19 protein-coding genes, 1 tRNA gene and 1 other RNA gene are annotated in these 20,657 nt (G+C 72.9%); 8 read left to right on the top strand and 13 right to left on the bottom strand.

The window, feature by feature from the left end; translation table 11 throughout:
• Window positions 1–23: 23 nt before the first annotated feature.
• Both ACIGW4_RS03580 and ACIGW4_RS03575 read right to left on the bottom strand, forming a co-directional pair.
• Window positions 24–593, bottom strand: coding sequence for an RBBP9/YdeN family alpha/beta hydrolase (locus tag ACIGW4_RS03580; RefSeq protein WP_399578263.1), 570 nt, complete (start codon window positions 591–593; stop codon window positions 24–26).
• 93 nt (window positions 594–686) lie between these two features.
• The gene (locus tag ACIGW4_RS03575; RefSeq protein ID WP_123453799.1) at window positions 687–1,322 is read right to left on the bottom strand and encodes a TetR/AcrR family transcriptional regulator; all 636 of its coding nucleotides are present in this window, start codon (window positions 1,320–1,322) and stop codon (window positions 687–689) included.
• Window positions 1,323–1,515: 193 nt separating this feature from the next.
• Between ACIGW4_RS03575 and wrbA the strand changes: the two genes are divergently transcribed.
• Window positions 1,516–2,124: an NAD(P)H:quinone oxidoreductase gene (gene wrbA / locus ACIGW4_RS03570; protein WP_123453801.1), complete on the top strand. Its 609-nt coding sequence runs from the start codon at window positions 1,516–1,518 to the stop codon at window positions 2,122–2,124.
• A 64-nt stretch (window positions 2,125–2,188) separates the two neighbouring features.
• Here the strand turns inward: wrbA and ACIGW4_RS03565 are convergent, their stop codons facing one another.
• The 4 genes from ACIGW4_RS03565 to ACIGW4_RS03550 form a co-directional block, all read right to left on the bottom strand.
• On the bottom strand, window positions 2,189–2,476 hold the full coding sequence (locus tag ACIGW4_RS03565) for a metal-sensitive transcriptional regulator (RefSeq protein ID WP_123453803.1): 288 nt from the start codon (window positions 2,474–2,476) through the stop codon (window positions 2,189–2,191).
• A gap of 176 nt (window positions 2,477–2,652) precedes the next feature.
• A complete protein-coding gene (locus ACIGW4_RS03560) occupies window positions 2,653–3,069 on the bottom strand; it encodes a YciI family protein (protein ID WP_123457392.1) in 417 nt (138 codons plus the stop codon).
• 270 nt (window positions 3,070–3,339) lie between these two features.
• Entirely contained in the window at window positions 3,340–4,515 is a 1,176-nt protein-coding gene (locus tag ACIGW4_RS03555; protein ID WP_399578261.1) for a winged helix DNA-binding domain-containing protein, read from the bottom strand.
• Between the two features lie 16 nt (window positions 4,516–4,531).
• Window positions 4,532–5,323, bottom strand: coding sequence for an alpha/beta fold hydrolase (locus tag ACIGW4_RS03550; protein WP_399578258.1), 792 nt, complete (start codon window positions 5,321–5,323; stop codon window positions 4,532–4,534).
• A 129-nt stretch (window positions 5,324–5,452) separates the two neighbouring features.
• Between ACIGW4_RS03550 and ACIGW4_RS03545 the strand changes: the two genes are divergently transcribed.
• Window positions 5,453–6,307, top strand: a complete 855-nt coding sequence (locus tag ACIGW4_RS03545) for a helix-turn-helix transcriptional regulator (RefSeq protein WP_359590930.1) — start codon at window positions 5,453–5,455, stop codon at window positions 6,305–6,307.
• Between the two features lies 1 nt (window position 6,308).
• Here the strand turns inward: ACIGW4_RS03545 and ACIGW4_RS03540 are convergent, their stop codons facing one another.
• Both ACIGW4_RS03540 and ACIGW4_RS03535 read right to left on the bottom strand, forming a co-directional pair.
• The gene (locus ACIGW4_RS03540; protein WP_359590931.1) at window positions 6,309–7,367 is read right to left on the bottom strand and encodes an aldo/keto reductase; all 1,059 of its coding nucleotides are present in this window, start codon (window positions 7,365–7,367) and stop codon (window positions 6,309–6,311) included.
• A gap of 118 nt (window positions 7,368–7,485) precedes the next feature.
• Window positions 7,486–8,463 (bottom strand): DUF5937 family protein, encoded by a 978-nt coding sequence (locus ACIGW4_RS03535; RefSeq protein ID WP_399578675.1) that lies wholly within the window; start codon window positions 8,461–8,463, stop codon window positions 7,486–7,488.
• 86 nt (window positions 8,464–8,549) lie between these two features.
• Here ACIGW4_RS03535 and ACIGW4_RS03530 point away from each other — a divergent pair, with 86 nt between their 5' ends.
• A complete protein-coding gene (locus tag ACIGW4_RS03530) occupies window positions 8,550–9,800 on the top strand; it encodes an MFS transporter (protein WP_399578255.1) in 1,251 nt (416 codons plus the stop codon).
• 1 nt (window position 9,801) lies between these two features.
• On the opposite strand, the gene ACIGW4_RS03525 is transcribed toward ACIGW4_RS03530, so the two are convergent.
• The 4 genes from ACIGW4_RS03525 to ACIGW4_RS03510 form a co-directional block, all read right to left on the bottom strand.
• On the bottom strand, window positions 9,802–10,011 hold the full coding sequence (locus ACIGW4_RS03525) for a DUF4287 domain-containing protein (RefSeq protein WP_123453814.1): 210 nt from the start codon (window positions 10,009–10,011) through the stop codon (window positions 9,802–9,804).
• Window positions 10,012–10,067: 56 nt separating this feature from the next.
• Entirely contained in the window at window positions 10,068–12,323 is a 2,256-nt protein-coding gene (locus ACIGW4_RS03520; protein ID WP_399578252.1) for an FtsX-like permease family protein, read from the bottom strand.
• Complete coding sequence (locus ACIGW4_RS03515) at window positions 12,320–12,994, bottom strand: ABC transporter ATP-binding protein (protein WP_123453816.1); 675 nt, start codon at window positions 12,992–12,994, stop codon at window positions 12,320–12,322. Before ACIGW4_RS03515 ends, ACIGW4_RS03520 begins: the two co-directional genes overlap by 4 nt.
• A 63-nt stretch (window positions 12,995–13,057) precedes the next feature.
• Window positions 13,058–13,471, bottom strand: coding sequence for a hypothetical protein (locus tag ACIGW4_RS03510; protein WP_123453818.1), 414 nt, complete (start codon window positions 13,469–13,471; stop codon window positions 13,058–13,060).
• Window positions 13,472–13,732: 261 nt separating this feature from the next.
• Here ACIGW4_RS03510 and ACIGW4_RS03505 point away from each other — a divergent pair, with 261 nt between their 5' ends.
• Window positions 13,733–14,293: a hypothetical protein gene (locus tag ACIGW4_RS03505; protein ID WP_399578249.1), complete on the top strand. Its 561-nt coding sequence runs from the start codon at window positions 13,733–13,735 to the stop codon at window positions 14,291–14,293.
• A gap of 110 nt (window positions 14,294–14,403) precedes the next feature.
• Here ACIGW4_RS03505 and ACIGW4_RS03500 read toward each other — a convergent pair.
• A tRNA-Ser gene (locus ACIGW4_RS03500) sits at window positions 14,404–14,491 on the bottom strand.
• 118 nt (window positions 14,492–14,609) lie between these two features.
• On the opposite strand from ACIGW4_RS03500, the gene ffs reads away from it, so the two are divergent.
• From ffs to ACIGW4_RS03480, 4 genes are all read left to right on the top strand, one after another.
• Window positions 14,610–14,708, top strand: an RNA gene (gene ffs, locus ACIGW4_RS03495) — signal recognition particle sRNA small type.
• Window positions 14,709–14,844: 136 nt separating this feature from the next.
• Complete coding sequence (locus ACIGW4_RS03490; protein WP_399578247.1) at window positions 14,845–16,968, top strand: DNA polymerase III subunit gamma and tau; 2,124 nt, start codon at window positions 14,845–14,847, stop codon at window positions 16,966–16,968.
• A 61-nt stretch (window positions 16,969–17,029) separates the two neighbouring features.
• Complete coding sequence (purD, locus tag ACIGW4_RS03485) at window positions 17,030–18,283, top strand: phosphoribosylamine--glycine ligase (protein WP_123453824.1); 1,254 nt, start codon at window positions 17,030–17,032, stop codon at window positions 18,281–18,283.
• 280 nt (window positions 18,284–18,563) lie between these two features.
• Window positions 18,564–20,624 (top strand): hypothetical protein, encoded by a 2,061-nt coding sequence (locus ACIGW4_RS03480; protein ID WP_399578244.1) that lies wholly within the window; start codon window positions 18,564–18,566, stop codon window positions 20,622–20,624.
• Window positions 20,625–20,657 lie beyond the last annotated feature (33 nt).

Below are 20,657 nucleotides of genomic sequence, written 5' to 3'. Positions count from 1 at the left end.
GGCCGGGGTGTTTCCCGCCGCCCTCACGGCTGCTCGTTCCCCCGCACCCGTACGGCCAGGTCCTCGCACCAGTCCAGGAGCGAGGGCCACTCCCCGTACCCCGAGTCGGGGTTGAGGTGCTCACCGGCCGGTACGTGGTCCAGGTCGAGGCCGAGCGGGATGCCGTAGTGCAGATCGGCGCCCTCGGGGCAGTAGGGGTCCCCGTCCCCGTACACGAGGCGCGCCTTGAGCCCCGCCTCCGTCAGGTCGAGGCCGTCGGCGAAGGCGGCGATCTCCGGGATCGAGGCGGTGACCCCCGGGGAGGGCGGGGCGACCAGGAGGACCCGGTCGGCGTCCGGCCGCCGGTCCCCGGCGCGCAGCCACAGCAGCACCGACAGGCTGTGCGCGAGGACCACGAACTCCCCCTCGGCCGGGCGCTGCCCGTGCTCCTCCAGGGCGTCGAGCCACTCGTCGAGGACGGGCGCGTCCGGCGAGGGCAGCTGGGGGTAGCGGACCTCGTGGCCGCGCTCGCGCAGCTTCCCGGTGAGCCAGTGCTGCCAGTGGGCGGGCGGGCGGCGGTTCTGGAAGCCGTGCAGGATCAGGTACGTGGTCATGGCGTGATCCTGCGACTCCGGAGGCCGCCGGTCCACCACCGTCCACGGAGCGGTCGGCCTTCTCCGGGGTCGCTCCGGCCGCTCCGGCCGGGGTCAGGCCCTCAGGGCGAGCAGTTCCCGTACGCCGGCCTTGAGGCGCTCGGCCGACAGCTCCTGCTCGACCGCCAGGTGGTGCATGACGTCGGGCGAGAAGGGAGCGAGCGCCAGGTGCGCGAGGAGCGCGCGGTCGCTCCCCGGCCTGAGCTGCCCGATGAGCAGGGCCATGTGCGTGTGCATCACCCGGTAGGCACCGCTGTGGTAGCGGGCGCGGGGCGCGGCGGAGTGCGCCGCGAGCAGCAGGGCGCGCTGCGCGGCGACCCGGTCGACGAGCGCGTCGAGGAACGCGTCGAGCCGCTCGGCGGCGGGGGCGCCGGGGCCCAGCGGCGGCGGGCCGCTCATGTACGCCTCCTGGAACACGCGCTCGCGCTCGTCGAGGAGCGCCCACAGCAGCTGGGAGACGTCGCCGAAGCGGCGGTAGACGGTGCCGACGCCGATGCCGCTGGCGTGGGCGACCTGGTTCATGGTGACGGCGTCGGGGCCTTCCTCGGCGACGATCCGGGCGGCCGCGTCGAGGATCCTGCGCCGGTTGCGGGCGGCGTCGGCGCGCTCGGGGGCGGGGGCGTCGACGGTGGGGAGCAGGTCGAGCACCGGTGCCGTCCTGTCCCGGGCCCGCGGGTTCTCCGTGCTCATCTGCCGACTCCTGTCCCTGTGCCCTGAGCTCCGTCTCCCCCTCGGTCGCTTTCGCGGCTTCCTGGGGCGAGCATACCTGCTCCCCTTGCGAACCGGATAGCAATCCGTTTAATCTCGGTCACGACAAAGCGGAAAACAATCCGCTTGGTCCGTCCATGTGGGTCCGTTCGTGTTCGGCTGAGGAGAGTCCGCCATGTCCGTCAAGGTCGCCGTCATCTACTACTCGGCCACGGGGTCCGTCCACCAGCTCGCCCAGGCCCTCGCGGAGGGCGCCGAGAAGGCCGGCGCCGAGGTCCGTCTGCGCCGGGTGCCCGAGCTCGCCCCCGACGCCGCCATCGACGCCAACCCGGCCTGGCGCGCCCACGTGGACGCCACCGGGGACGTGGAGGTCGCCACCCTGGAGGACCTGGAGTGGGCGGACGCGTACGCGCTCGGCTCCCCGACCCGCTTCGGCAACGTGTCCGCGCAGCTCAAGCAGTACGTCGACACGACGGGCGGCCTCTGGCAGCGGGGCGTCATGGCGGACAAGCCCGCGACCGCGTTCACCAGTGCCCACAACGTCCACGGCGGCAACGAGTCGACGCTGCTCGCGCTCTACAACACCTTCCACCACTGGGGCTCGGTCATCGTCTCGCCCGGCTTCACCGACCCGGCGGTGTACGCGGCCGGCGGCAACCCGTACGGCACCGCCCACCCGGGCGCCAACGGCACCCCGGGCGAGGAGGTCCTCGCGGCCGCCCGCTACCAGGGCGAGCGCCTGACCCGCATCGCCAAGCGCCTGAAGGGCCTGGCGGACGACTGACGGCCGGATGGGGGAGTACCCCCGGGGCATCGCCCCGGGGGTACTCCCCCATCCGCGTCTTCGGCTAGGCCAGCGAGAGGAAGAGCTTCTCCAGGCGGGCCCGCATCGCCTCGGGGTCCTCGCCGTTCCTGCGCCCGCCCTCGATGTCGGTCAGGCACTGCTGGAGACCGGTCGCGATGATCGCGAACCCGGCCCGGTCGAGGGCCCGGGAGGCGGCGGCCAACTGGGTGACGACCTCCTCGCAGTCACGTCCCTCCTCGATCATCCGGATCACCCCGGAGATCTGGCCCTGCGCCCGGCGCAGCCGGTTCAGGACGGACTTGAGCTCGGCGCCCGCGAGATCGAGTTCCACTGTCACTCCTCCACAGATACCCCAGGGGGTAATTTACTCCCCGGCACGGGGTCCCGTCGAAGTCCAAGGATGACACCTGTCAGGGCGTGCGGCGGCGGAGGAACATCCCCACTCCGTCGACGACGAGCCGCTCGCTCGGCTCCTCGGGACGGGCGGGCCCACGGGACGCACTGAGCTCAGTCCTGGGCCGGGCCCGTCTCGTCGATCGGGCGGATGACCACCGGGTGGTCCGGGGAGCCGGGCGGGACCGGGCAGCGGGCCACCTGGGCGGCGATCTCGGTGACGCGCTCCAGGGAGGCGCAGTCGAGGACCCAGTAGCCGGCGAGGACCTCCTTGGTCTCGGCGTACGGGCCGTCGGTGACGATCGGCTTCCCGTCGGCGTCCACCGTGACGAAGCGGGTCGTGGACGGGGCGGCGAGGCCCTGCGCGTCGATCAGCTCGCCGCTCGCGGACACCTCCTCGGTGATCGCGTTCATGTGGTCGAACATGGCCTTGAGCTGCGTCTTGTCCCAGGCGGGGCTCTGCGCGGAGCCGCGGCCCGTCATCGCCTCGTAGTCGGCCTGCGATCCCTGCACCATCACCAGGTACTTCATGACGTCCTCCTCGTTCACGGGGCCGGTCTGCCTCTCGCAGCACAGTCGGAGCCGGACGGCCGTTCTCGACACCGCGCGGACGGAAACCGGGAAGACGCCGGAAATCACCCGACCGCCCCAGCACCGAGCTCCTCGGCCCCGCCCCGGCACCGGCCGCCCCACCCCGCCCCGGCACCAACCGCCTCGGCCCACCCGCCAACCGGCCCCGAGCCCCTCGGCCCCGCCCCGGCACCGACCGCCTCGGCCCCGCCTGCTGCCCCACCCCACCCGCTACCCGCCCCCGAGCTCCCGTTCCAGCGGGGTCCGGAAGCGGGGTGTCACCCGGACGTCCCCCACCCACTCCGCGAGCCGTGCCGCCTCCGCCCCGATCGCCCGCTCCGCGTCCGCCCCCACGTCGGCGAGGAGCCGGTGCACGACGGTCCCGTCCGGCCGCTGCGCCCAGCCGCCGACGATCCGGCCGTTCCACCACACCGTCGGCCCGATGTTCCCGCTGCGGTCGTACAGCGCCGCCCGATGGGCCGGGTCCAGATACCAGTCGCGGCCCTGCCAGCCCATCGCCGTCGGATCGAGCGCGGGCAGCAGCGCCGCCCACGGCTCCGGCTCCGGCACGGCCCCGAGGTCGTCCGGCAGGACGAAACCCGTCCCCTCGTCCACCGTCACCGGCAGCGCCCCCACCGCCACGAGCGCCTTGCGCACGTCCGTGACCTTCCACCCCGTCCACCACGTCAGGTCCGCCTCGGTCGCCGGCCCGCACGCCCCGAGCCAGTGCCGCAGCAGCTCCGCCCGCGCCTCCGCCGGGTCCTGCTCGGGGTGGGCCTCGGCGACCGCCCACCGGAAGCGGCTCGACGTCCACGTCCCCTGCGGCCGGCCCCGTACGATCCGGCCCTCCATGCCGAGGACCCGCAGCACCCGGCTCGCCACGGACTGCGTCCCTTCCTGACGGGTGCCGGGCCCGTACACGTACGTCGACCTCAACCTCGGCACGGCCGTGCCCAGTTCGGCCCCGGTCGCCTCCCCCCGGGCGGCCAGCTCCGCGAGGACGAGCCGCTCGGTCTCCGCGAGCCACGCCTCGTCGAAGTCGCTGCCGGCCGTCAAGTGCTTGAGGAGCGTGGTGCGTTCACGGGCGGCCGCCGCCCGGGTCGTCGAGGCCTGGACGGCGGCGGCGAGGGAGGCCGGGAAGACGAAGAGGGTGTGCCGCATGCCGTGCATCCGGACCAGCGTCCCGTCCTCGTACAACGCCCGCTCCACCGCCCCCACCGGCTCGACGCCCCCGGCCAGCCGCGCCGCCACCGCGAGGAACACGCTCGCCGGATCCGTCCCGTGCAGCGCCACGAGCGCGTCCCCGACCTCCGCCGCCGACCCCGCCCGCGCACTCCCCGCCAGCCGGTGCCGCACCCCGATCCGCGCCCGCCGTTCCGCCGCGTCGATGAACCTGCTGTCTCCCATGGGCCCCATGATGAAGTCAGGAGCCCAGGAACTCCGTCACCGTCTTCACGAACTCGTCCTCCTTCTCGAAGAACATGACGTGACCGGCGTCGATCTCCGCGTACGTGCTGCGGGCGATCGCCGCGTGCAGCTCCCGGCTGTTCTCCACCGGCACGGTGATGTCCCGCGTCCCTCCGACGACCAGCGTCTCCGCCTCGATCCGGGGCAGCAGGTCGCGGATGTCGACCGTCAGGTCGAGCGCCACGTGCCGCAGGGTGCCCGGCGTGGGCGGCATGTTCGGGACGAGCGCCTCGACGCCCTCGCGGCCGATCGAGTTGAGGAAGCCGCGGCTGAAGCCGGTCATCGTCACGCTCCGTCCGAAGCCCGCCGGATCGAACTCGCCGAGCCGCTGCCACAGCGTGAACAGGTTCCGCAGGTACTCGTCGCCGTCGGTGTACGCCCACCCCGCCACCAGCACCAGTCGCTCCACCAGCTCCGGGCGGAGCGCGGCGACGGCCGCCGCCACCGGGGCCCCCATCGAGAACCCGAGGAGGTCCACCGGACCGGTGCCCGCGTCCTCGATCACCGCGGCGACCTGCGCGGCGAGCGCCTCGACGGTCAGCGGCCCGCCGTCGTCGACGGTCCGGTCGGCACCGGACAGATCCAGCGTGACGACCCGGCGGTCGCCGGTGAAACGGGGCGCGGTCTGCCCCCAGTTGATGACGGCGCCGCCGGAGCCGGTGCCGTGGACGAGAAGGAGGGCGGGGCCGTCGCCCGAGCCCTCGACGTCGTAGTGGACGCGGGCGGTGCCGACGGTGACGGTGGCCATGACGGGTGCTCCTCACAAGGTGCCTGGTGGCTGACACCGAGGACTCTTCCGCCCGCCGGAAGCACCCGGGAGAGCCCTCCTGACCCTGGGACCGCCGATCCCTGGATACGGCGCCCCGCGCCCGGCACCATGATCGGCATGACGATCGACCGCCGAGAACTCGCCGACTTCCTGCGCCGTTCCCGCGAGCGGGTACGCCCGCAGGACGCGGGCCTCCCGGCCGGGCCCCGGCGCCGCACCCCCGGACTGCGCCGCGAGGAGGTCGCCCAGCTCGCCGGCATGTCGGCCGACTACTACATCCGCCTGGAGCAGGCCCGCGGCCCGCAGCCCTCGCCGCAGATGCTCGCCGCGCTCGCCCGCGCACTGCGCCTCGACACCGACGGGCGCGACCACCTCCACCTCCTCGCCGGCCACCGCCCGCCGGCCGGCGCCACGGCCGGCGACCACGTCGCCCCGGGCCTCCTCCACCTCCTGGACCAGCTGGAGACGACCCCCGCGCAGGTCCTGAGCGACCTCGGGGACGTCCTCGCCCAGAACGCGATGGCCCGGTCCCTGCTCGGCGGGGTGTGCACGGTGTCGGAGCACGGGCGGAACGTGGTCTGGCGCTGGTTCGCCGACCCGGCGGTCCGGACGCCGTACCCGGCCGAGGAGCACGCGTACTACAGCCGCCTCCACGTCGCCGACCTGCGCGCGGCCGTCGGCCGCCGCTCCGGCGACCCGGCCGCCACGCGCCTCGTGGAGCGACTGCGCGGGGCGAGCGAGGAGTTCGCCGAGCTCTGGGACCGCCACGAGGTGGCGGTCCGCCGGCACACCCGGATGCGGGTCGCCCACCCGGTGATCGGCACGGTCGACCTGGACTGCCAGGTGCTGCTCGCCCCGGAGGGCGAACAGCGCCTCGTCCTCCACACCCCGCCGCCGGGCACGGACACGGGGGAGCGCCTGGCCCTGCTGCGGGTGGTGGGCACGGAACAGTTCGCCCCGTAGCTCAGCCGGCGGCCCGCTCGTCCAACGGCCGCCGCCGCAGCGCCGGATCGGTGAGGAAGGGCGGCTTCCAGGCACCGTCCGGCTGATAGAGGTTGGTCCCCGGGGGCACGATCGCGTCGATCCGGTCGAGGACCTCGTCGGTCAGGACGACCGGCGCGCCCTTCAGCAGCCCCTCCAGCTGCTCCATCGTCCGGGGCCCGATGATCACGGACGTCACGGCCGGATGGGCGGCGACGAACGCGATCGCCAGCTCGGGCAGGGAGCACCCGATGGACTCGGCGACCTCGACGAGGGCCTCGACGGCGTCGAGCTTGGCGGCGTTGACCGGCAGCGAGGGGTCGAACCGGTGCGGGGTGAGCGCGGCCCGCCCCCTGGTGAGGTCGACGGGCGCGCCCTTCCGGTACTTGCCGGTGAGGAACCCGGACGCGAGCGGGCTCCAGGTCAGCACCCCCATCCCGTACTTCTGGGCGGTGGGCAGCACGTTCGCCTCCACGCCGCGCGCGAGCAGCGAGTACGGCGGCTGCTCGGAGCGGAACCGGCGCAGCCCGCGCCGCTCGGCGACGGCGTGCGCCTCGACGATCTCCTCGGCCGGGAAGGTGGAGCAGCCGAAGGCCCGGATCTTCCCCTGGGTGACCAGGTCACCGAGCACGTCGAGGGTCTCCTCGACATCGGTCCGGTGATCGGGCCGGTGCACCTGGTAGAGGTCGATCCACTCCGTACCGAGCCGCTTGAGGCTGTTCTCGACGGCGAGGGTGATCCAACGCCGTGAGGAGCCGCCCTTGTTGGGCCCCTCGCCGCCCATCGGGAAGTAGACCTTGGTGGCGAGGACGGTCGCCTCCCGGCGCCGCGGGTCGCGCAGCGCCTTGCCGACGATCTCCTCGGACTCGCCGGCCGAGTACATGTCGGCCGTGTCCACGAAGTTGATGCCCTGGTCGAGGGCGGCATGGATGATCCGTACGGACTCCTGGTGGTCCGGATTGCCGACGGCTCCGAACATCATGGTGCCGAGGCAGTAGGTGCTGACGTCGATCCCGGTCCCGCCGAGTACCCGATAGCGCATGCGCGCACTCTAGGGACTGGAGTGCACTCCAAGGCAAGGGGTGACCGGAGGAGGCCGGGGACGCAGAAGCTGATCGGCGACGGCGTCCGGGGACACAGAAGCTGATCGGCGACGGTGACTAGGGATGCAGGAGCTGATCGGCGACGGCGGTCCGGGCGTAGAGGACGGAGCGGCCGCTGCGGTGGGCGGTGACGAGGCCGGCGTTGCGGAGGGCGATGAGGTGCTGGGAGACGCCGGCGGCGGACATGCCGCAGTGGGCGGCGAGTTGGGTGGTGGAGGCGGGGGTGTCGAGCTCGGTGAGGAGCAGGGTGCGGGAGCGGCCGAGGACGGCGGCGACGGCGTCCGTGGCACCGGTGGTACGGGGCTCCCAGACGCTCCCGAAACCCCGCGCCGGGTAGGCGAGTTGGGGCGGATCGGGGTGGACGGAGCGGGTGAGGACGCGGGGCCAGGCGAAGACGGAGGGGATGAGCAGCAGCCCGGAGCCGGCCTGGTCGCGGGTGAGCGAGCAGTGCCGCCGTACGAGCCGGAGGGTGCCGTCGTCCCACCGCACGGTCTCGTGGAGCTCGCTCAGCACCCGCGCCGAACCGTGCTCGGCGACCTGCCGCGCCCGGTGGAAGACATCGGCCTCCAGGACCTTCTGGATGCGGGCCCAGTAGGGGGCGAGGGCGATTTCCCAGTACGTCTCGATCTCGTCGGCGACCTTGGGGAGGACGGCCTCGGGGTCTTCGCGCAGCAGCCGGAGTCGGGACCGGTCGACGCCCTTCCGCTCCAGGGTGTCGAGGTCGTCCCGCACGTCCGCGGCGGGGGCGCGGCGAATGGCGTCGAGCTCGACGTCGAGGGTGGGGAAGGGCCCGGCGGGGGTGGGGTTGAGGAAGTCGGCGAGGTAGCCGTCCCCGGGGATCAGCGCGGCGAGCCAGCTGCGGTCGAGACCGGCGCGGACGAGCCGGGGCCGCACCTGGGCGGCCCAGCGTCCGTGCGGGGCGGAGTCGGGTTGATGGGCGGCGATGCGGTAGCTGGTGACGACCTCCCACATGGGGGAGACGGCGAAACGGGTCTGGGCGAGGTCGGCGGTGGAGAAACTGAGCCCGGCTTCCATGGGGTCCACGTCCTGGGGGTGGCGAATGGATTCGGCCTGAGCTTAATGATTGGAGGGCGAGAGGGCCCGGGAAGCACGCTCCTCCCATGCCTGAAACGCCCCGCGTCACCTCAGCCCCTTCCCCCACCTCAGCCCCCACCCCTCCCACCACCCCCTTCAAGGGCCTCCCGTCCGAGGTCTGGACGATCTTCGCGGGAACGATCGTCAACCGCCTCGGCTACCTCGTCACGCCGTTCCTGGTCTTCTTCCTCGCCTCGCGGGGAGTGACCGGCGGGGACACCTCGTACGTGCTCGGCGCCCTCGGAGCGGGCAACCTGATCGGCCCCGCCGTGGGCGGCATCCTCGCCGACCGCATCGGCCGCCGCCCCACGATGCTGATCGGCCTGATCGGCGCGGCGGCGGCGCAGGGAGCGCTCTTCCTGGCGCCGGGGGTGTGGACGATGGCGGGGTCGGCGCTGCTGATCAGCGCGGCCGGCAGCACGGTCTCCCCGGCGGCGTACGCCCTGCTGGCCGACGCCGTCGACAGCGAACGGCGGCAGCGCGCGTACGCACTCTTCGGCTGGGGCGTGAACATCGGCACCGCCGTGGCGGGCGTCCTCGGCGGCTACCTGGCGGCCCAGGGCTACTGGCTGCTGTTCGCGGTCGACGCGGGCTCGATGCTCCTGTACGCGGCGGTGGTGGCGATCCGCCTGCCGGAACCGAAGCGCTCGACCCCGCAGGAACGGACGAAGGACGGCATCGGCTACGGAGTGGTCCTCAAGGACCGCCTGGCCCTGCTCCTCCTCCCCCTCTTCGGCGTCCAGCTCTTCGTGTACTCGCTGACCGAGGTCGCGCTCCCGCTCGCCGTCCGCGACAGCGGCCTCTCACCGGCGGTGTACGGGGCGATGGCGGCCGTCAACGCGATCCTGGTCGTCGCGCTGCAGCCCTTCGCGTCCGCCTGGCTGGCGCGGTTCCCGCAGCTGGCGGTGCAGAGCGCGGGCAGCGCGCTGATCGCGGTGGGCGTCGCGCTGACCGGCCTGGCCGACGGCCTCGCCGGCTACACGCTGTCCGTCGTCGTCTGGTCGCTCGGCGAGGTCGTCGTCGCGGGCATCGCGGCAGGCGTCTTCGCCAACCTGGCCCCGGCGCATGCCCGCGGGCGCTACCAGGGCGCGTACAGCTGGACGTGGGGAGTGGCCCGCTTCGGGGCCCTCACCCTGGGAGTGACGGCCTACACGACCCTGGGCCCGGCGGCGCTGTGGTGGACGGCGCTGGCGGCGGGAACGGCCACGGCGGCGACCACCCTGGTACTGCGGGCCCGGGTGGAAGCCCGTACGGCGCCCCACGCCCTGGCGGCATGACCTACCGCCCGCCGGCGCGGACGTGGGCCACGAGCGCGTTCGCGTGCCCGTGGCCCAGCCCGTGCTCGGCCTTCAGCCAGGAGACGAGCTCCATGTGCTTGGTGAGCGGCGAGTCCCGGATGATCTCGAACCACTCGGAGACGGGCCGCCCGTACTTCTTCTCGATGGAGGGGAAGTAGCCGGCGGGGCCCTTGACGGCGTTCTCGGACACGGTGTTCTCCCCGGTTTGCGGACGACTGTGGAAGAAGACCGCTCCCGACTCGAAAACTAATCGCGTCGGATGTGCTCGGGATCGATGTGCCGCCGCACCATGGGCACGGAGGCGAGGGCGGCGGTGAGCACGACCCCCAGGGCACAGGCGAACAACAGGGGCAACCCGTCCCAGTCCCAGTGCACGTCCCCTCCTCCGGTGATCAGGTAACTGGACTCGGCGAGCCACCCGGTGACGATGGCGGCCCCCAGCCCCACCACCAACGGCAACACCACCTGCACCACCTGCACCACCCGCAGGGTCCCCGCCCGAGCCCCCAACATGACCAGCGCGGTGACCTGCCCCCGCCGCTCCATGGCCCGATCGGCCACGGACACGACGAACGCGGCCACCCCGATCACCAGCCCGAGCACCATCCCGACGACCAGGAGACTCCGGATGACGGTCAACTGGGCGAGCGAGTCGATGACGATCCCGACGGGCTCGACGGAAGCGGTGGGGGCGATGGCTCCGATGCCGTCGAGGACGGAGCGGATGGTGGTGGGATCGGAGGCACTGACGAGCACGAAGCTGGCGTCTGCGAGCTGGGTGCCTGGGGGGAGGAGGGAGGGGGGGATGAGCAGGCTTGGTCCGCCGAACTCCGAGGGGTCGTAGGCCTGAAGGGCCACAGTTTCCCGGGGGACAGACACATTCAGCTTTTGTCCATTGCTGAGCAGAAACGGGAAGTTGCGACCGAGCTGGGCGTTCTTATCGGACAAGATGGTGGGGTCCTGAATCCGGAGGACCTTGTCGTCGATGCATCCGTGCGTAGTTTTGGCAAAGGCAGCCAATTGAGCGCACGTGGCAACGACGCCTTGGATGGTGGGGAGGTCCTCTTCCAGCGTCGCCACCCATGAACTGGCCACCAGGCCATGGGCCTCTACTCCACTCAACGCGGTCATCTCTGATCGCTGTCGCGCACTCAACTCTGCTGCCGGAAAGCTGTACTCCTGGACCGGAGCCGTCCGTCGACTGACCTGATCCAACTCGATGAGCACCCCCTGAGTGAGCGAGGCGCCGAACACCAGCAGTACGAGCCCGGTGACCACCCGCAGGGCGCTCCCCGGATCGACCTCCGTGCGCCGCATGGCCAGCGACAGCGGCAGCGATTGCGACATGCCCGCCAGGCGACGCGAGAGCCACGCCGTGATCGGTGCCAGACCGAACACAAGCCCTGCCCCGGTCATCAGCACAGCACCGGGAACCAGCACGGCGCCGGCCGATCCCCCTGACGGATTCCGCCCCATCGCGCTGAGCAGGCAGTATCCGCTGATGATTCCGAGCCCGGGGATCAGCAGCAGCGTCCCGTACTTCTTCGGAGGCTTACGCTCGCCGGTTCGGCGCACGCTGATCGGCGACTGGGCCGCTCGCCGTGCGCTGAACTGCCCCACGACCCAGGCGAGGGCAGGGCACCCCAGCAGACACGCGGCGATGGTCGTGCCGTCCGGCCGCCCATCGGCCGGGTACCAGCGCAAGCCGGGCAGCCCGACCCACGCCATGACCTCATTGATGCCGAGATAGCCGATGAGCCCGATCACAGCCCCGACGAAGGCGGCCATCACACTCTCTCCGGCATTGACCCGCAGGGTGTCCCGCACGCTGAGGCCGACGAGCCGGAGTGCGGCGAGCCGACGCGCACGTGACTCCCCGGAGAGCCGGGCGCAGACGGAGAGGAAGATGACGAGCGGGAGCAACACGATGCAGCCGAGCGTGAACCGCAGGATGTCCAGGGTGGAGGGATCGATGACCTCATGCCGCGGGTACGAGTCGCCGAAGTGGCCGAGTGCCGCCGCCCCGCTCAGTTCATCGGCATCGGTGCCGATGTAGGCGTACAACTCGTCCGGCCCGCCCAATCCCTCCGGGGAAATAGTGCCGATCACGCGACCGGGCACAAGGCCTGCGGCACGGGGATTGGCTGCCAGGATCTCGCCCAGCTTCGGCGAAACGATCGCTTCGCCCGCACGGGGGAGTGCCTTGATGCCCGGAGGAACCGGCAACGGGCCGGTCCCTTTGTGACCGATGAAGATCCGCCGCAGTGGCTGCGATCCGTAGGGGTCCAGGAACTCCTGGTAGACGGCATTCTTGTTCGCGCCCGAGGAAACGGCGCGGTTCGTCACCCGGGCATCGTTGGCGGCGATGATCGTCGGAATGGTGAGTGCGGCGGCCAGACAGGCGACCCCGAGTGCGGAGCCGAGTGCCATCAGGAGGAAGCGGGCCCGAGCCCTGCGCCCGCTTCCCCACAACAGACGCATGCCGAGGACGAACGCGTTCACACGGCCACCCGCTGGGCCAGCACACCGTCCGACATCGTGTACTGGGTGTCGGCCTTCGCGGCGACGTCGGCGTCGTGCGTGACGATGACGACGGCGGTCTTCTGCCTTCTCGCCAGCTGAAGGAATTCATCGAGCACGGCAGCTGCGTTGGCGCTGTCGAGGGCTCCTGTGGGCTCGTCCGCGAACACCACGTCCGGTCGGTGGACCAGAGCCCGCGCCACCGCAACGCGCTGACTCTGACCACCCGACAGCTTCGAGGTCCTGCGCCGCAGCAGATCGCCCAATCCGAGCCGCCCCAGTACTTGGCCGGCCATGGCGTGGGCGTGGGTCTTGCTGATTCCGGCGAGCCGGAGGGGGAGCGCCGCGTTCTCCTCGACGGTCAGCTCCGGCAGCAGTTCCCCGTACTGGAAGACGAAGCCCAGGCGCGTACGGCGCAGCGCGCTGAGCTCAGCGTCGGGGAGGGAGGAGAGCTGTTCTCCATCGAAGGTCACCGTGCCCTTGGAAGGCGGAAGAACCCCGGCGAGGCAGTACAGCAGGGACGACTTCCCCGACCCGCTGCTGCCCATGATGGCGGCCACCTCGCCGCGCTTGAGCGTGAAATCGGCACCGGTAACCGCCTGCTGGGTGCCGTAGAAGAGATCCACGCCTTCGGCGCGGAGGATGACGTCCATCGTGGTGCGCACTCCTTGGGGAGCGGGAGCCGCCGTGAGCGGCCCCCGCGAAGGTGGACTGCCCTACTTGCGCTTGAAGGACTTCGTCGGAGAGCAGTTGTCAGGGTGCAGGGAGCCGCGGTTCTGGCACACGCGTACCTGCGCCGTGTTCGTGTACCGGCTGGCGCCGTCGTTGACGAGCTTGTCGATCCAGACGTCTTTCTTCTGCACGCCGTCGAAGCGGTTCCACCCGTAGCCGTGCACCTTTACCTGCAGATACACGTTGTGGTTGTCATCCAGGCCGGCGTCACGCAGCGTGCCCTTGATGTGGAACGCGCCCTGATGTACCTCAGCGGGCTCCCACTTGTACTTTCCGCCCACGAAACGTGCTCCGGTCGTCTTGAAGAGCCCTGCGCCGTGCCACGAATCGGCCGCCGCAACCCCCACTCCTCCGACGAACAACCCCACGGCCCCCGCCACTGCAGCCAACTTCCTCATGGATGTCCCCTGTTTGATCGTGCCGACTGGTCATCGACTGGTCGTCACAGAAAGTATCTGCATCACTACAGACAGGGTGGAGCAGGAACGTCCCTTCCTCCGATCACCCCCCGATCCGGTGAACGACCCCTGCTGCGAGGCCCGTTCAGCCCTCCGGGGGTGGGCGGGTCGCGTGGGTGTCGGCGGACGGCCCGCCTCCGTAGGAGTGATCACCGGTGCGCCTGCGTGAAGGCCCCCCACCGCCGCCCGCAGGATGCGCCCATGCGTCCTTCCCCTTCCTTGCTGCGCCGCGCCCTCGTCCCGTTCGTCGCCGCCGTCGCCCTCCTGGGTGCCGCCGGCTCGTCCGTGGTCGGGGCGGTCGAGGCGTGTGGGTCCGTCATCACGTCTCCCCTCGCCCCTCCCGTCTCCGCCGACGACCCCTGCCCCAGCGCCGACCCGGTCGTGTGCCGGATCCGCGTCCTGCCGATGGACGAGAAGGTCGAGGCCCAGCGGACCCGGATGCGCTACCACGGGCTCCTGGAGGACATGCACCGCACCGAGGCCGACATGCGGGCGGCGGGCTTCACGGACGAGGAGATCGCGCGGGAGCTCGTCGACATGCGGAACCAGGCCAAGGAGATCACCCGCGCCGGCATGACCCCCGAGGAGGTCCGCATCCTGGAGGAGCGGAACATCGCCAAGTACGGCAACCCCCTCGGCCCCACCGCGGACCAGCTGTACGCCAAGTACGGCTCCTGGCAGCAGGTCATCGACGCGTCGATGCGGACGAGCTACGCCGTCGACCGCGAGCTGAGCCTCGAGTACCGCCCCTGCCCCGTCTGAGCCCCCCGTCCGAGTCCCCGAGAGGCCTGCCTGCAGCGGAACGGTCGGGACACGTCGAAGGGCCCCACCGCGAACGGTGGGGCCCTTCGACAACGTGCCCGGTGAGGCACTGGCGGAGGATACGAGATTCGAACTCGTGAGGGGTTGCCCCCAACACGCTTTCCAAGCGTGCGCCCTAGGCCTCTAGGCGAATCCTCCGGGGAGAACATTACATGACCGGGAGGGGTGCTCGCGCACGTGATCTCGGCGTGGGGGTGGGGGAGGGGTGCAGGTCGGGGAGGGGGGACGGGCACGGGTTCGGATCGGGTACGCTGGGCGGAGCCCCTCACGCGGTGCTATCTGACTGAACTCCCCCAGGGCCGGAAGGCAGCAAGGGTAGGTCGGCTCTGGCAGGTGCGTGGGGGGCGCTTGCGTTTCCGGGCCCCGGCTCGGGTCTTCAGGCCCCGACCCCCGTGCTCGCGCCGCGCCCCGGACCGCGTCTCGTCCGCCCCCGCCCCCGCCCCCCTTCCCGTTTTCCCGGGTTGTCGGTGGGCGCCTATAACCTCGTATACGTGTCGTCTCTCGCGCTGTACCGCCGCTATCGCCCCGAGTCCTTCGCCGAGGTCATCGGGCAGGAGCATGTCACCGACCCGTTGCAGCAGGCCCTGCGGAACAACCGGGTCAATCACGCGTACCTGTTCAGCGGGCCCCGCGGGTGCGGCAAGACGACCAGTGCGCGCATCCTCGCCCGGTGTCTGAACTGTGAGCAGGGGCCCACGCCCACGCCGTGCGGGGAGTGCCAGAGCTGTCGGGACCTCGCGCGGAACGGGCCCGGGTCCATCGACGTCATCGAGATCGACGCCGCTTCCCACGGTGGTGTGGACGACGCCCGTGACCTGCGGGAGAAGGCCTTCTTCGGGCCCGCCTCCAGCCGGTACAAGATCTACATCATCGACGAGGCCCACATGGTCACCTCGGCGGGCTTCAACGCCCTCCTGAAGGTGGTCGAGGAGCCGCCGGAGCACCTCAAGTTCATCTTCGCGACCACCGAGCCCGAGAAGGTCATCGGGACCATCCGGTCCCGGACCCACCACTACCCCTTCCGGCTCGTGCCGCCCGGCACGCTGCGGGACTACCTCGGCGAGGTCTGCGGACGCGAGGGCATTCCCGTCGAGGACGGGGTGCTGCCGCTGGTCGTCCGCGCCGGCGCCGGGTCCGTGCGTGACTCGATGTCCGTGATGGACCAGCTGCTCGCCGGCGCCGCCGCCGACGGTGTGACGTATGCCATGGCGACCTCTCTCCTCGGATACACGGACGGGTCGCTGCTCGACTCCGTCGTCGACGCCTTCGCGGCCGGAGACGGCGCCGCCGCCTTCGAGGTCGTCGACCGGGTCGTCGAGGGCGGGAACGACCCCCGCCGGTTCGTCGCCGATCTGCTGGAGCGGCTGCGGGACCTCGTGATCCTCGCCGCCGTGCCCGACGCCGCCGAGAAGGGGCTCATCGACGCCCCCGCCGACGTCATCGAGCGGATGCAGGCGCAGGCCTCGGTGTTCGGGGCCGCCGAGCTGAGCCGGGCCGCCGACCTCGTCAACGCCGGGCTCACCGAGATGCGGGGGGCCACCTCGCCCCGGCTGCAGCTGGAGCTGATCTGCGCGCGCGTGCTGCTGCCCGCCGCCTTCGACGACGAGCGCTCCCTCCAGGCGCGGCTCGACCGGCTGGAGCGCGGTGCGGCCGCCGCGCCCGCACCCGTCTTCACGCCCGGCCCCCCGGCGCCCGCCATGGCGTACGTGCCCGGCCCCGAGGCCCACACCCCGATGGCCCCGCCCCCGCCGGCCCCCGCCCCCGCGCCCGTCCAGCAGCCGGCGCCCGCGGCCGTGCAGGCTCCCGTGCGGGAGCAGCCCGCCGCTGCCCGGCCCGGGGCCTGGCCGGGTGCCGCCACCCCCGGCGGCGGCGCGCCCGGCGCCTGGCCCGGCGCGTCCGCGGCGCCCTCCGTCCCGGCCCCCGCGCCCGCACAGGCGCAGCCCGCCCCGCAGGCCCCGGCCGCCACGGGCGGCGGTGACGGGGACACGGCCCAGGTGCGGAACCTGTGGCCGCAGATCCTCGACGCCGTCAAGAACCGGCGCCGCTTCACCTGGATCCTGCTCAGCCAGAACGCCCAGGTGGCGGGGTTCGACGGGACGACGCTCCAGCTCGGCTTCCTCAACGCCGGCGCCCGGGACAACTTCGCCAGCAGCGGCAGCGAGGACGTCCTCAAGCAGGCCCTCGCCGAGCAGTTCAACGTGAACTGGAAGATCGAGGCGATCATCGACCCCTCGGGCGGCTCCGCGCCCCCGCCCGCCGCCACCGGCTTCGGCGGCTCGGGCGGGACCGGAGGCTTCGGCGGCGGCGGAAGCGGTGCCGGTGGCTTCGGCGGCGGTCGGCCGCCCGCGCCCGCTGCTGCTCCCGCCCCCGCGTTCTCGCAGGCCCCGTCGCCCGCCCCCGTACAGGCGCAGCCCGCTCCGGCGCCTTCGTTCCCGCAGGCCCCGCCGCCCGCTCCCGAGCCCGCGTACGCCCCGCCGGCGCCGCAGCCCGTGGCGCCCGAGGACGACGTCCCGGAGGAGGACGACCCGGACCTCGTCGACTCCGCTCTCTCCGGGCACGACCTGATCGTGCGCGAGCTCGGAGCCACGGTTGTGGAGGAATACACGAACGAGTAGGGCCGTCTCGCCCGGTGGCCCGCACAAGGGGCATCCCGTCCCGCGGGCTACCCTGGCAGGCGTGAAGGTCCTCGTCATCGGCGGCGGCGCCCGCGAACACGCCCTGTGCCGCTCTCTCTCCCTCGATCCCGACGTCACCGCTCTGCACTGCGCGCCCGGCAACGCCGGAATCGCGGAGGTCGCGGAGCTGCACGCCGTCGACCAGCTGGACGGCGCGGCCGTCGCCGCGCTCGCCACCGAGCTGGGCGCCGAACTGGTCGTCGTCGGCCCGGAGGCCCCGCTCGTCGCCGGCGTCGCCGACGCCGTCCGCGCGGCCGGCATCCCCGTCTTCGGACCCTCCCGGGAAGCGGCGCTGCTGGAGGGCTCCAAGGCCTTCGCCAAGGACGTCATGGCCGGCGCCGGGGTCCCCACCGCCCGCAGCTACGTCTGCACCACCCCGGAGGAGATCGACGAGGCCCTCGACGCCTTCGGCGCTCCGTACGTGGTCAAGGACGACGGCCTCGCGGCCGGCAAGGGCGTCGTCGTCACCGAGGACGTCGAGAAGGCGCGGGCGCACGCGCTCGCCTGCGACCGGGTGGTCATCGAGGAGTACCTGGACGGCCCCGAGGTCTCCCTCTTCGCCATCACCGACGGCACCACCGTCCTCCCGCTCCAGCCCGCGCAGGACTTCAAGCGCGCGCTCGACGGCGACGAGGGCCCGAACACCGGCGGCATGGGCGCCTACTCGCCGCTGCCCTGGGCCGACCCGAAGCTGGTCGGGGAGGTCCTGGAGACCGTCCTGCAGCCGACGGTCGACGAGCTGCGCCGCCGTGGCACGCCGTTCTCCGGTCTGCTCTACGCGGGTCTGGCGATCACCAGCCGCGGCGTCCGGGTCATCGAGTTCAACGCGCGCTTCGGCGACCCCGAGACCCAGGTCGTCCTGGCCCGCCTGAAGACCCCGCTCGCGGGCGTCCTGCTGAACTCCGCGAACGGCACCCTGGACGACCAGGCCCCGCTGAGCTGGAGCGACGACGCCGCCGTCACCGTGGTCATCGCCTCCCACAACTACCCGGACACCCCGCGCACGGGCGACCCGATCGAGGGCCTGGACGAGGTCGCGGAGAAGGACGCCCCGCACGCGTACGTGCTGCACGCCGGCACGAAGCGGGGCGAGGACGGCGCGGTCCTGAGCGCCGGCGGACGCGTCCTGTCGGTCACCGCCACCGGTTCGGACCTGGCGCAGGCCCGCGAGCGGGCGTACGCGGCGGTCGGCCGTATCCGCCTTGACGGTTCGCAGCACCGTACGGACATCGCGCGGAAGGCCGCCGAGGCCTGATCCCGCTTGATTCCGGCTGATTTCGTCTGATTCCCCTTGTGGCCGTGTGGTGCGGAACCCGTGAACCACACGGCCACAAGTGCGCCATCACCTTTGCCCAAAGCCATTCCATCGAGTGACGGCTCGGCCATACGGATGACGCCCGCCACAGCCCCAACTAGGGTGCGGCGAAGGCATTCCGGCACTTGGCCCACCGGCATTGCGATGTCAGTGGCGGGTGCCACAGTGGGGGAGTGAGCAACACCGCCACGGGCAGTCCCGACGAGGACAGGAGGGGGTGATGAACGGCGTGTCCGGTACCGGTTCCGTTGTCGGTGAGGAGTGGGGCGCGCGCGCCGCGCGCTCCCGGGCCCTCGCCGTCCTCCGCGTCCGGGGCAGGGCGCTGGGCCTCGCGGTGCTCCCCGCCGCCGTGGCCGTCGTCCTGTACGCGGGCGGGGTCACCGGCCACTTCACCGGGACGGGCTGGGACACGGCCCGCTGGGTCGTGACCGTCCTCGCCGTCGTCGTGCTCCTCGCCGCGGCGGCCGTCGCCCTCGTCGTCACCCGGGCCCGTCCGGCCGCCACGCCGACGGTGGAGCTCGCCGAGTCCGCCGCCCCCGATCTCTACCGGCTCGTCCGCGATCTGGCCGACCGGCTCGGCGTCCCGCCGCCCGCCGCGATAGCCCTCACCCCGGACTGCGACAGCTGGCTGGAGGACCGCACCCACCGGGCCCACCGCCTCCACCGGACCTCCGGCGGGGACGGCGCCCCGATCCTGGTCATAGGCTCGCCCTTCCTGTGGTGGATGCGCGTCGGCGAGCTGCGGGCGGTCCTCGCCCCCGTCGTCGCCGGTACGGGACCGGCCGCCCAGCCCGACATAGCCGCCGCCCGCCGCTTCGTCCGCGGCCTGGACGCCGCCGTCGCCGTGCCCCGGGATCCCGGCCTCGGCCCGCTCCGCCGCCTCGGCGCCCACGGAGTCGGTCAGGTCGCCCGCGTACTGCTGCGCGCCTGCCGCGGGCACGCCGCCGAGATGGAGCGCGGAGTCGCCGCCGCCGGCTCGGAGCGCGCCCAGGCCGTGGACTACGGCGTACGGATCGTCGCCCAGGAGCAGGTCGGCCTGGCCTACGCGGGCTGGGACCGGCTGCTCACCCGAGTCGCGCTGCCCGCCTGGCGCATGGGCCGCTGGCCCGCCAAGCTCGACGCGGGCGTGGTCTCCGCCCTCACCGAACTCTCCCGCCGGGACCGGCTCGCGGACGGCTTCTCCTCCCGGCTCGGCGAGCGCCCCGCCTGCGACCTCCTGGAGGAGCCCGGCGCCGTCGACGAGGCCACCTCGCTGCTCGCCGCCCGCCTCTTCCACGGCGGCCCGGCCGAGCCCGGCCCCGACTGGGCGCCGGTGGAGTGGAGCCAGTATCCGGAGGAGGTCGTCGACCGGAAGTGGCGCACCGACGCGGCCCGCCTGCACCAGGTCCTCGACGGCCTCGGCGTGGCGTCCCCCGCCGGCGGACCGGCCTCCGGCACGACCGGCCCGACCCTGACCCGCGTGATGGCCCACCTGACGGCCCCCCGCCCCGAGCACGAGCCCCGGCACGAGCGCGCCACCGGTGTCGAGGAGCCCCGGTACGAGCGCGATACGGGCGCCGAGGAATCTCGGTACGAGCCCGACACCGGTGTCGGCGAGCACGGGCGCGACGCCGGCCTGCGTGAGCCGAAGCCGGAGCCCTTCGCCGACACGGCAGAGGGGGCCGCGGCCGAAGGGGCCGCGACCCGGGGCGGCAGGGGTGCCGGAGCCGGCGCCGACGAGCCCGGGTCCGCCGCCACCTCCGCCGCCGCCCCCGAGCACGTTTCCGACCCCGACCCCGACCCCGACTCGGACTCCGACCTCGGCCTTCTCCCCGCCGGTCCGGAAGAGGACGACGACGAGCCGGTCAACCCCGCCGCCGAGGCGCTCGCCGGGGCGCTCAGCGCGCTTCTCGCGCGGGAGGAGGCGGCCCGGGAGGCCCGGGTCGCCGCGGCGGCCGAGTCCGCCCGCGCCACCGACAAGGGCGGCCGTGCCGCCGCCCCCGACGCCGTCAGCGGCCCCGACGGGCCCCTGCCGCTGTTCCCGCTCCAGCCGCCCCGCACCGGCCGAGACCTGCTCGCCGACCACGTGACCGCGATGGTCTGCTGCGCGGCCGTGGACACCGCCGAGGCCGCTCCCGGCCTCGACTGGCTCGACGGGCCCGCCCTGCTCGTCGGCGGCGAGCGCGCGGCGGATCTCGGGCCCCGGGTCCTCGCGCTCGTCGAGGACGGCGACCCGGAGCCGCTGCGGGCCTGGCTCGCCCGCACCGGGGTGCGCCCGGAGAAGCCCGTACGCCTGGTCTGAGACCCCGGGAAAGGGGCGCCGGCCGGAGCCTCG

This window comes from Streptomyces sp. NPDC053513, assembly GCF_044544765.1.
Lineage (GTDB): Bacteria > Actinomycetota > Actinomycetes > Streptomycetales > Streptomycetaceae > Streptomyces > Streptomyces litmocidini.
This window is presented reverse-complemented; position numbering and strand designations above follow the sequence as displayed.

Coding starts and splice junctions, on each gene's coding strand:
- ACIGW4_RS03555 (WP_399578261.1), bottom strand. CDS start 4,515: ATGGGAGACAGCAGGTTCATCGACGCGGCGGAACGGCGGGCGCGGATC.
- ACIGW4_RS03530 (WP_399578255.1), top strand. CDS start 8,550: ATGCCTGAAACGCCCCGCGTCACCTCAGCCCCTTCCCCCACCTCAGCC.
- ACIGW4_RS03535 (WP_399578675.1), bottom strand. CDS start 8,463: ATGGAAGCCGGGCTCAGTTTCTCCACCGCCGACCTCGCCCAGACCCGT.
- ACIGW4_RS03515 (WP_123453816.1), bottom strand. CDS start 12,994: ATGGACGTCATCCTCCGCGCCGAAGGCGTGGATCTCTTCTACGGCACC.
- ACIGW4_RS03540 (WP_359590931.1), bottom strand. CDS start 7,367: ATGCGCTATCGGGTACTCGGCGGGACCGGGATCGACGTCAGCACCTAC.
- ACIGW4_RS03580 (WP_399578263.1), bottom strand. CDS start 593: ATGACCACGTACCTGATCCTGCACGGCTTCCAGAACCGCCGCCCGCCC.
- ACIGW4_RS03480 (WP_399578244.1), top strand. CDS start 18,564: ATGAACGGCGTGTCCGGTACCGGTTCCGTTGTCGGTGAGGAGTGGGGC.
- ACIGW4_RS03560 (WP_123457392.1), bottom strand. CDS start 3,069: ATGAAGTACCTGGTGATGGTGCAGGGATCGCAGGCCGACTACGAGGCG.
- ACIGW4_RS03505 (WP_399578249.1), top strand. CDS start 13,733: ATGCGTCCTTCCCCTTCCTTGCTGCGCCGCGCCCTCGTCCCGTTCGTC.
- ACIGW4_RS03510 (WP_123453818.1), bottom strand. CDS start 13,471: ATGAGGAAGTTGGCTGCAGTGGCGGGGGCCGTGGGGTTGTTCGTCGGA.
- ACIGW4_RS03575 (WP_123453799.1), bottom strand. CDS start 1,322: ATGAGCACGGAGAACCCGCGGGCCCGGGACAGGACGGCACCGGTGCTC.
- ACIGW4_RS03550 (WP_399578258.1), bottom strand. CDS start 5,323: ATGGCCACCGTCACCGTCGGCACCGCCCGCGTCCACTACGACGTCGAG.
- ACIGW4_RS03545 (WP_359590930.1), top strand. CDS start 5,453: ATGATCGGCATGACGATCGACCGCCGAGAACTCGCCGACTTCCTGCGC.
- wrbA (WP_123453801.1), top strand. CDS start 1,516: ATGTCCGTCAAGGTCGCCGTCATCTACTACTCGGCCACGGGGTCCGTC.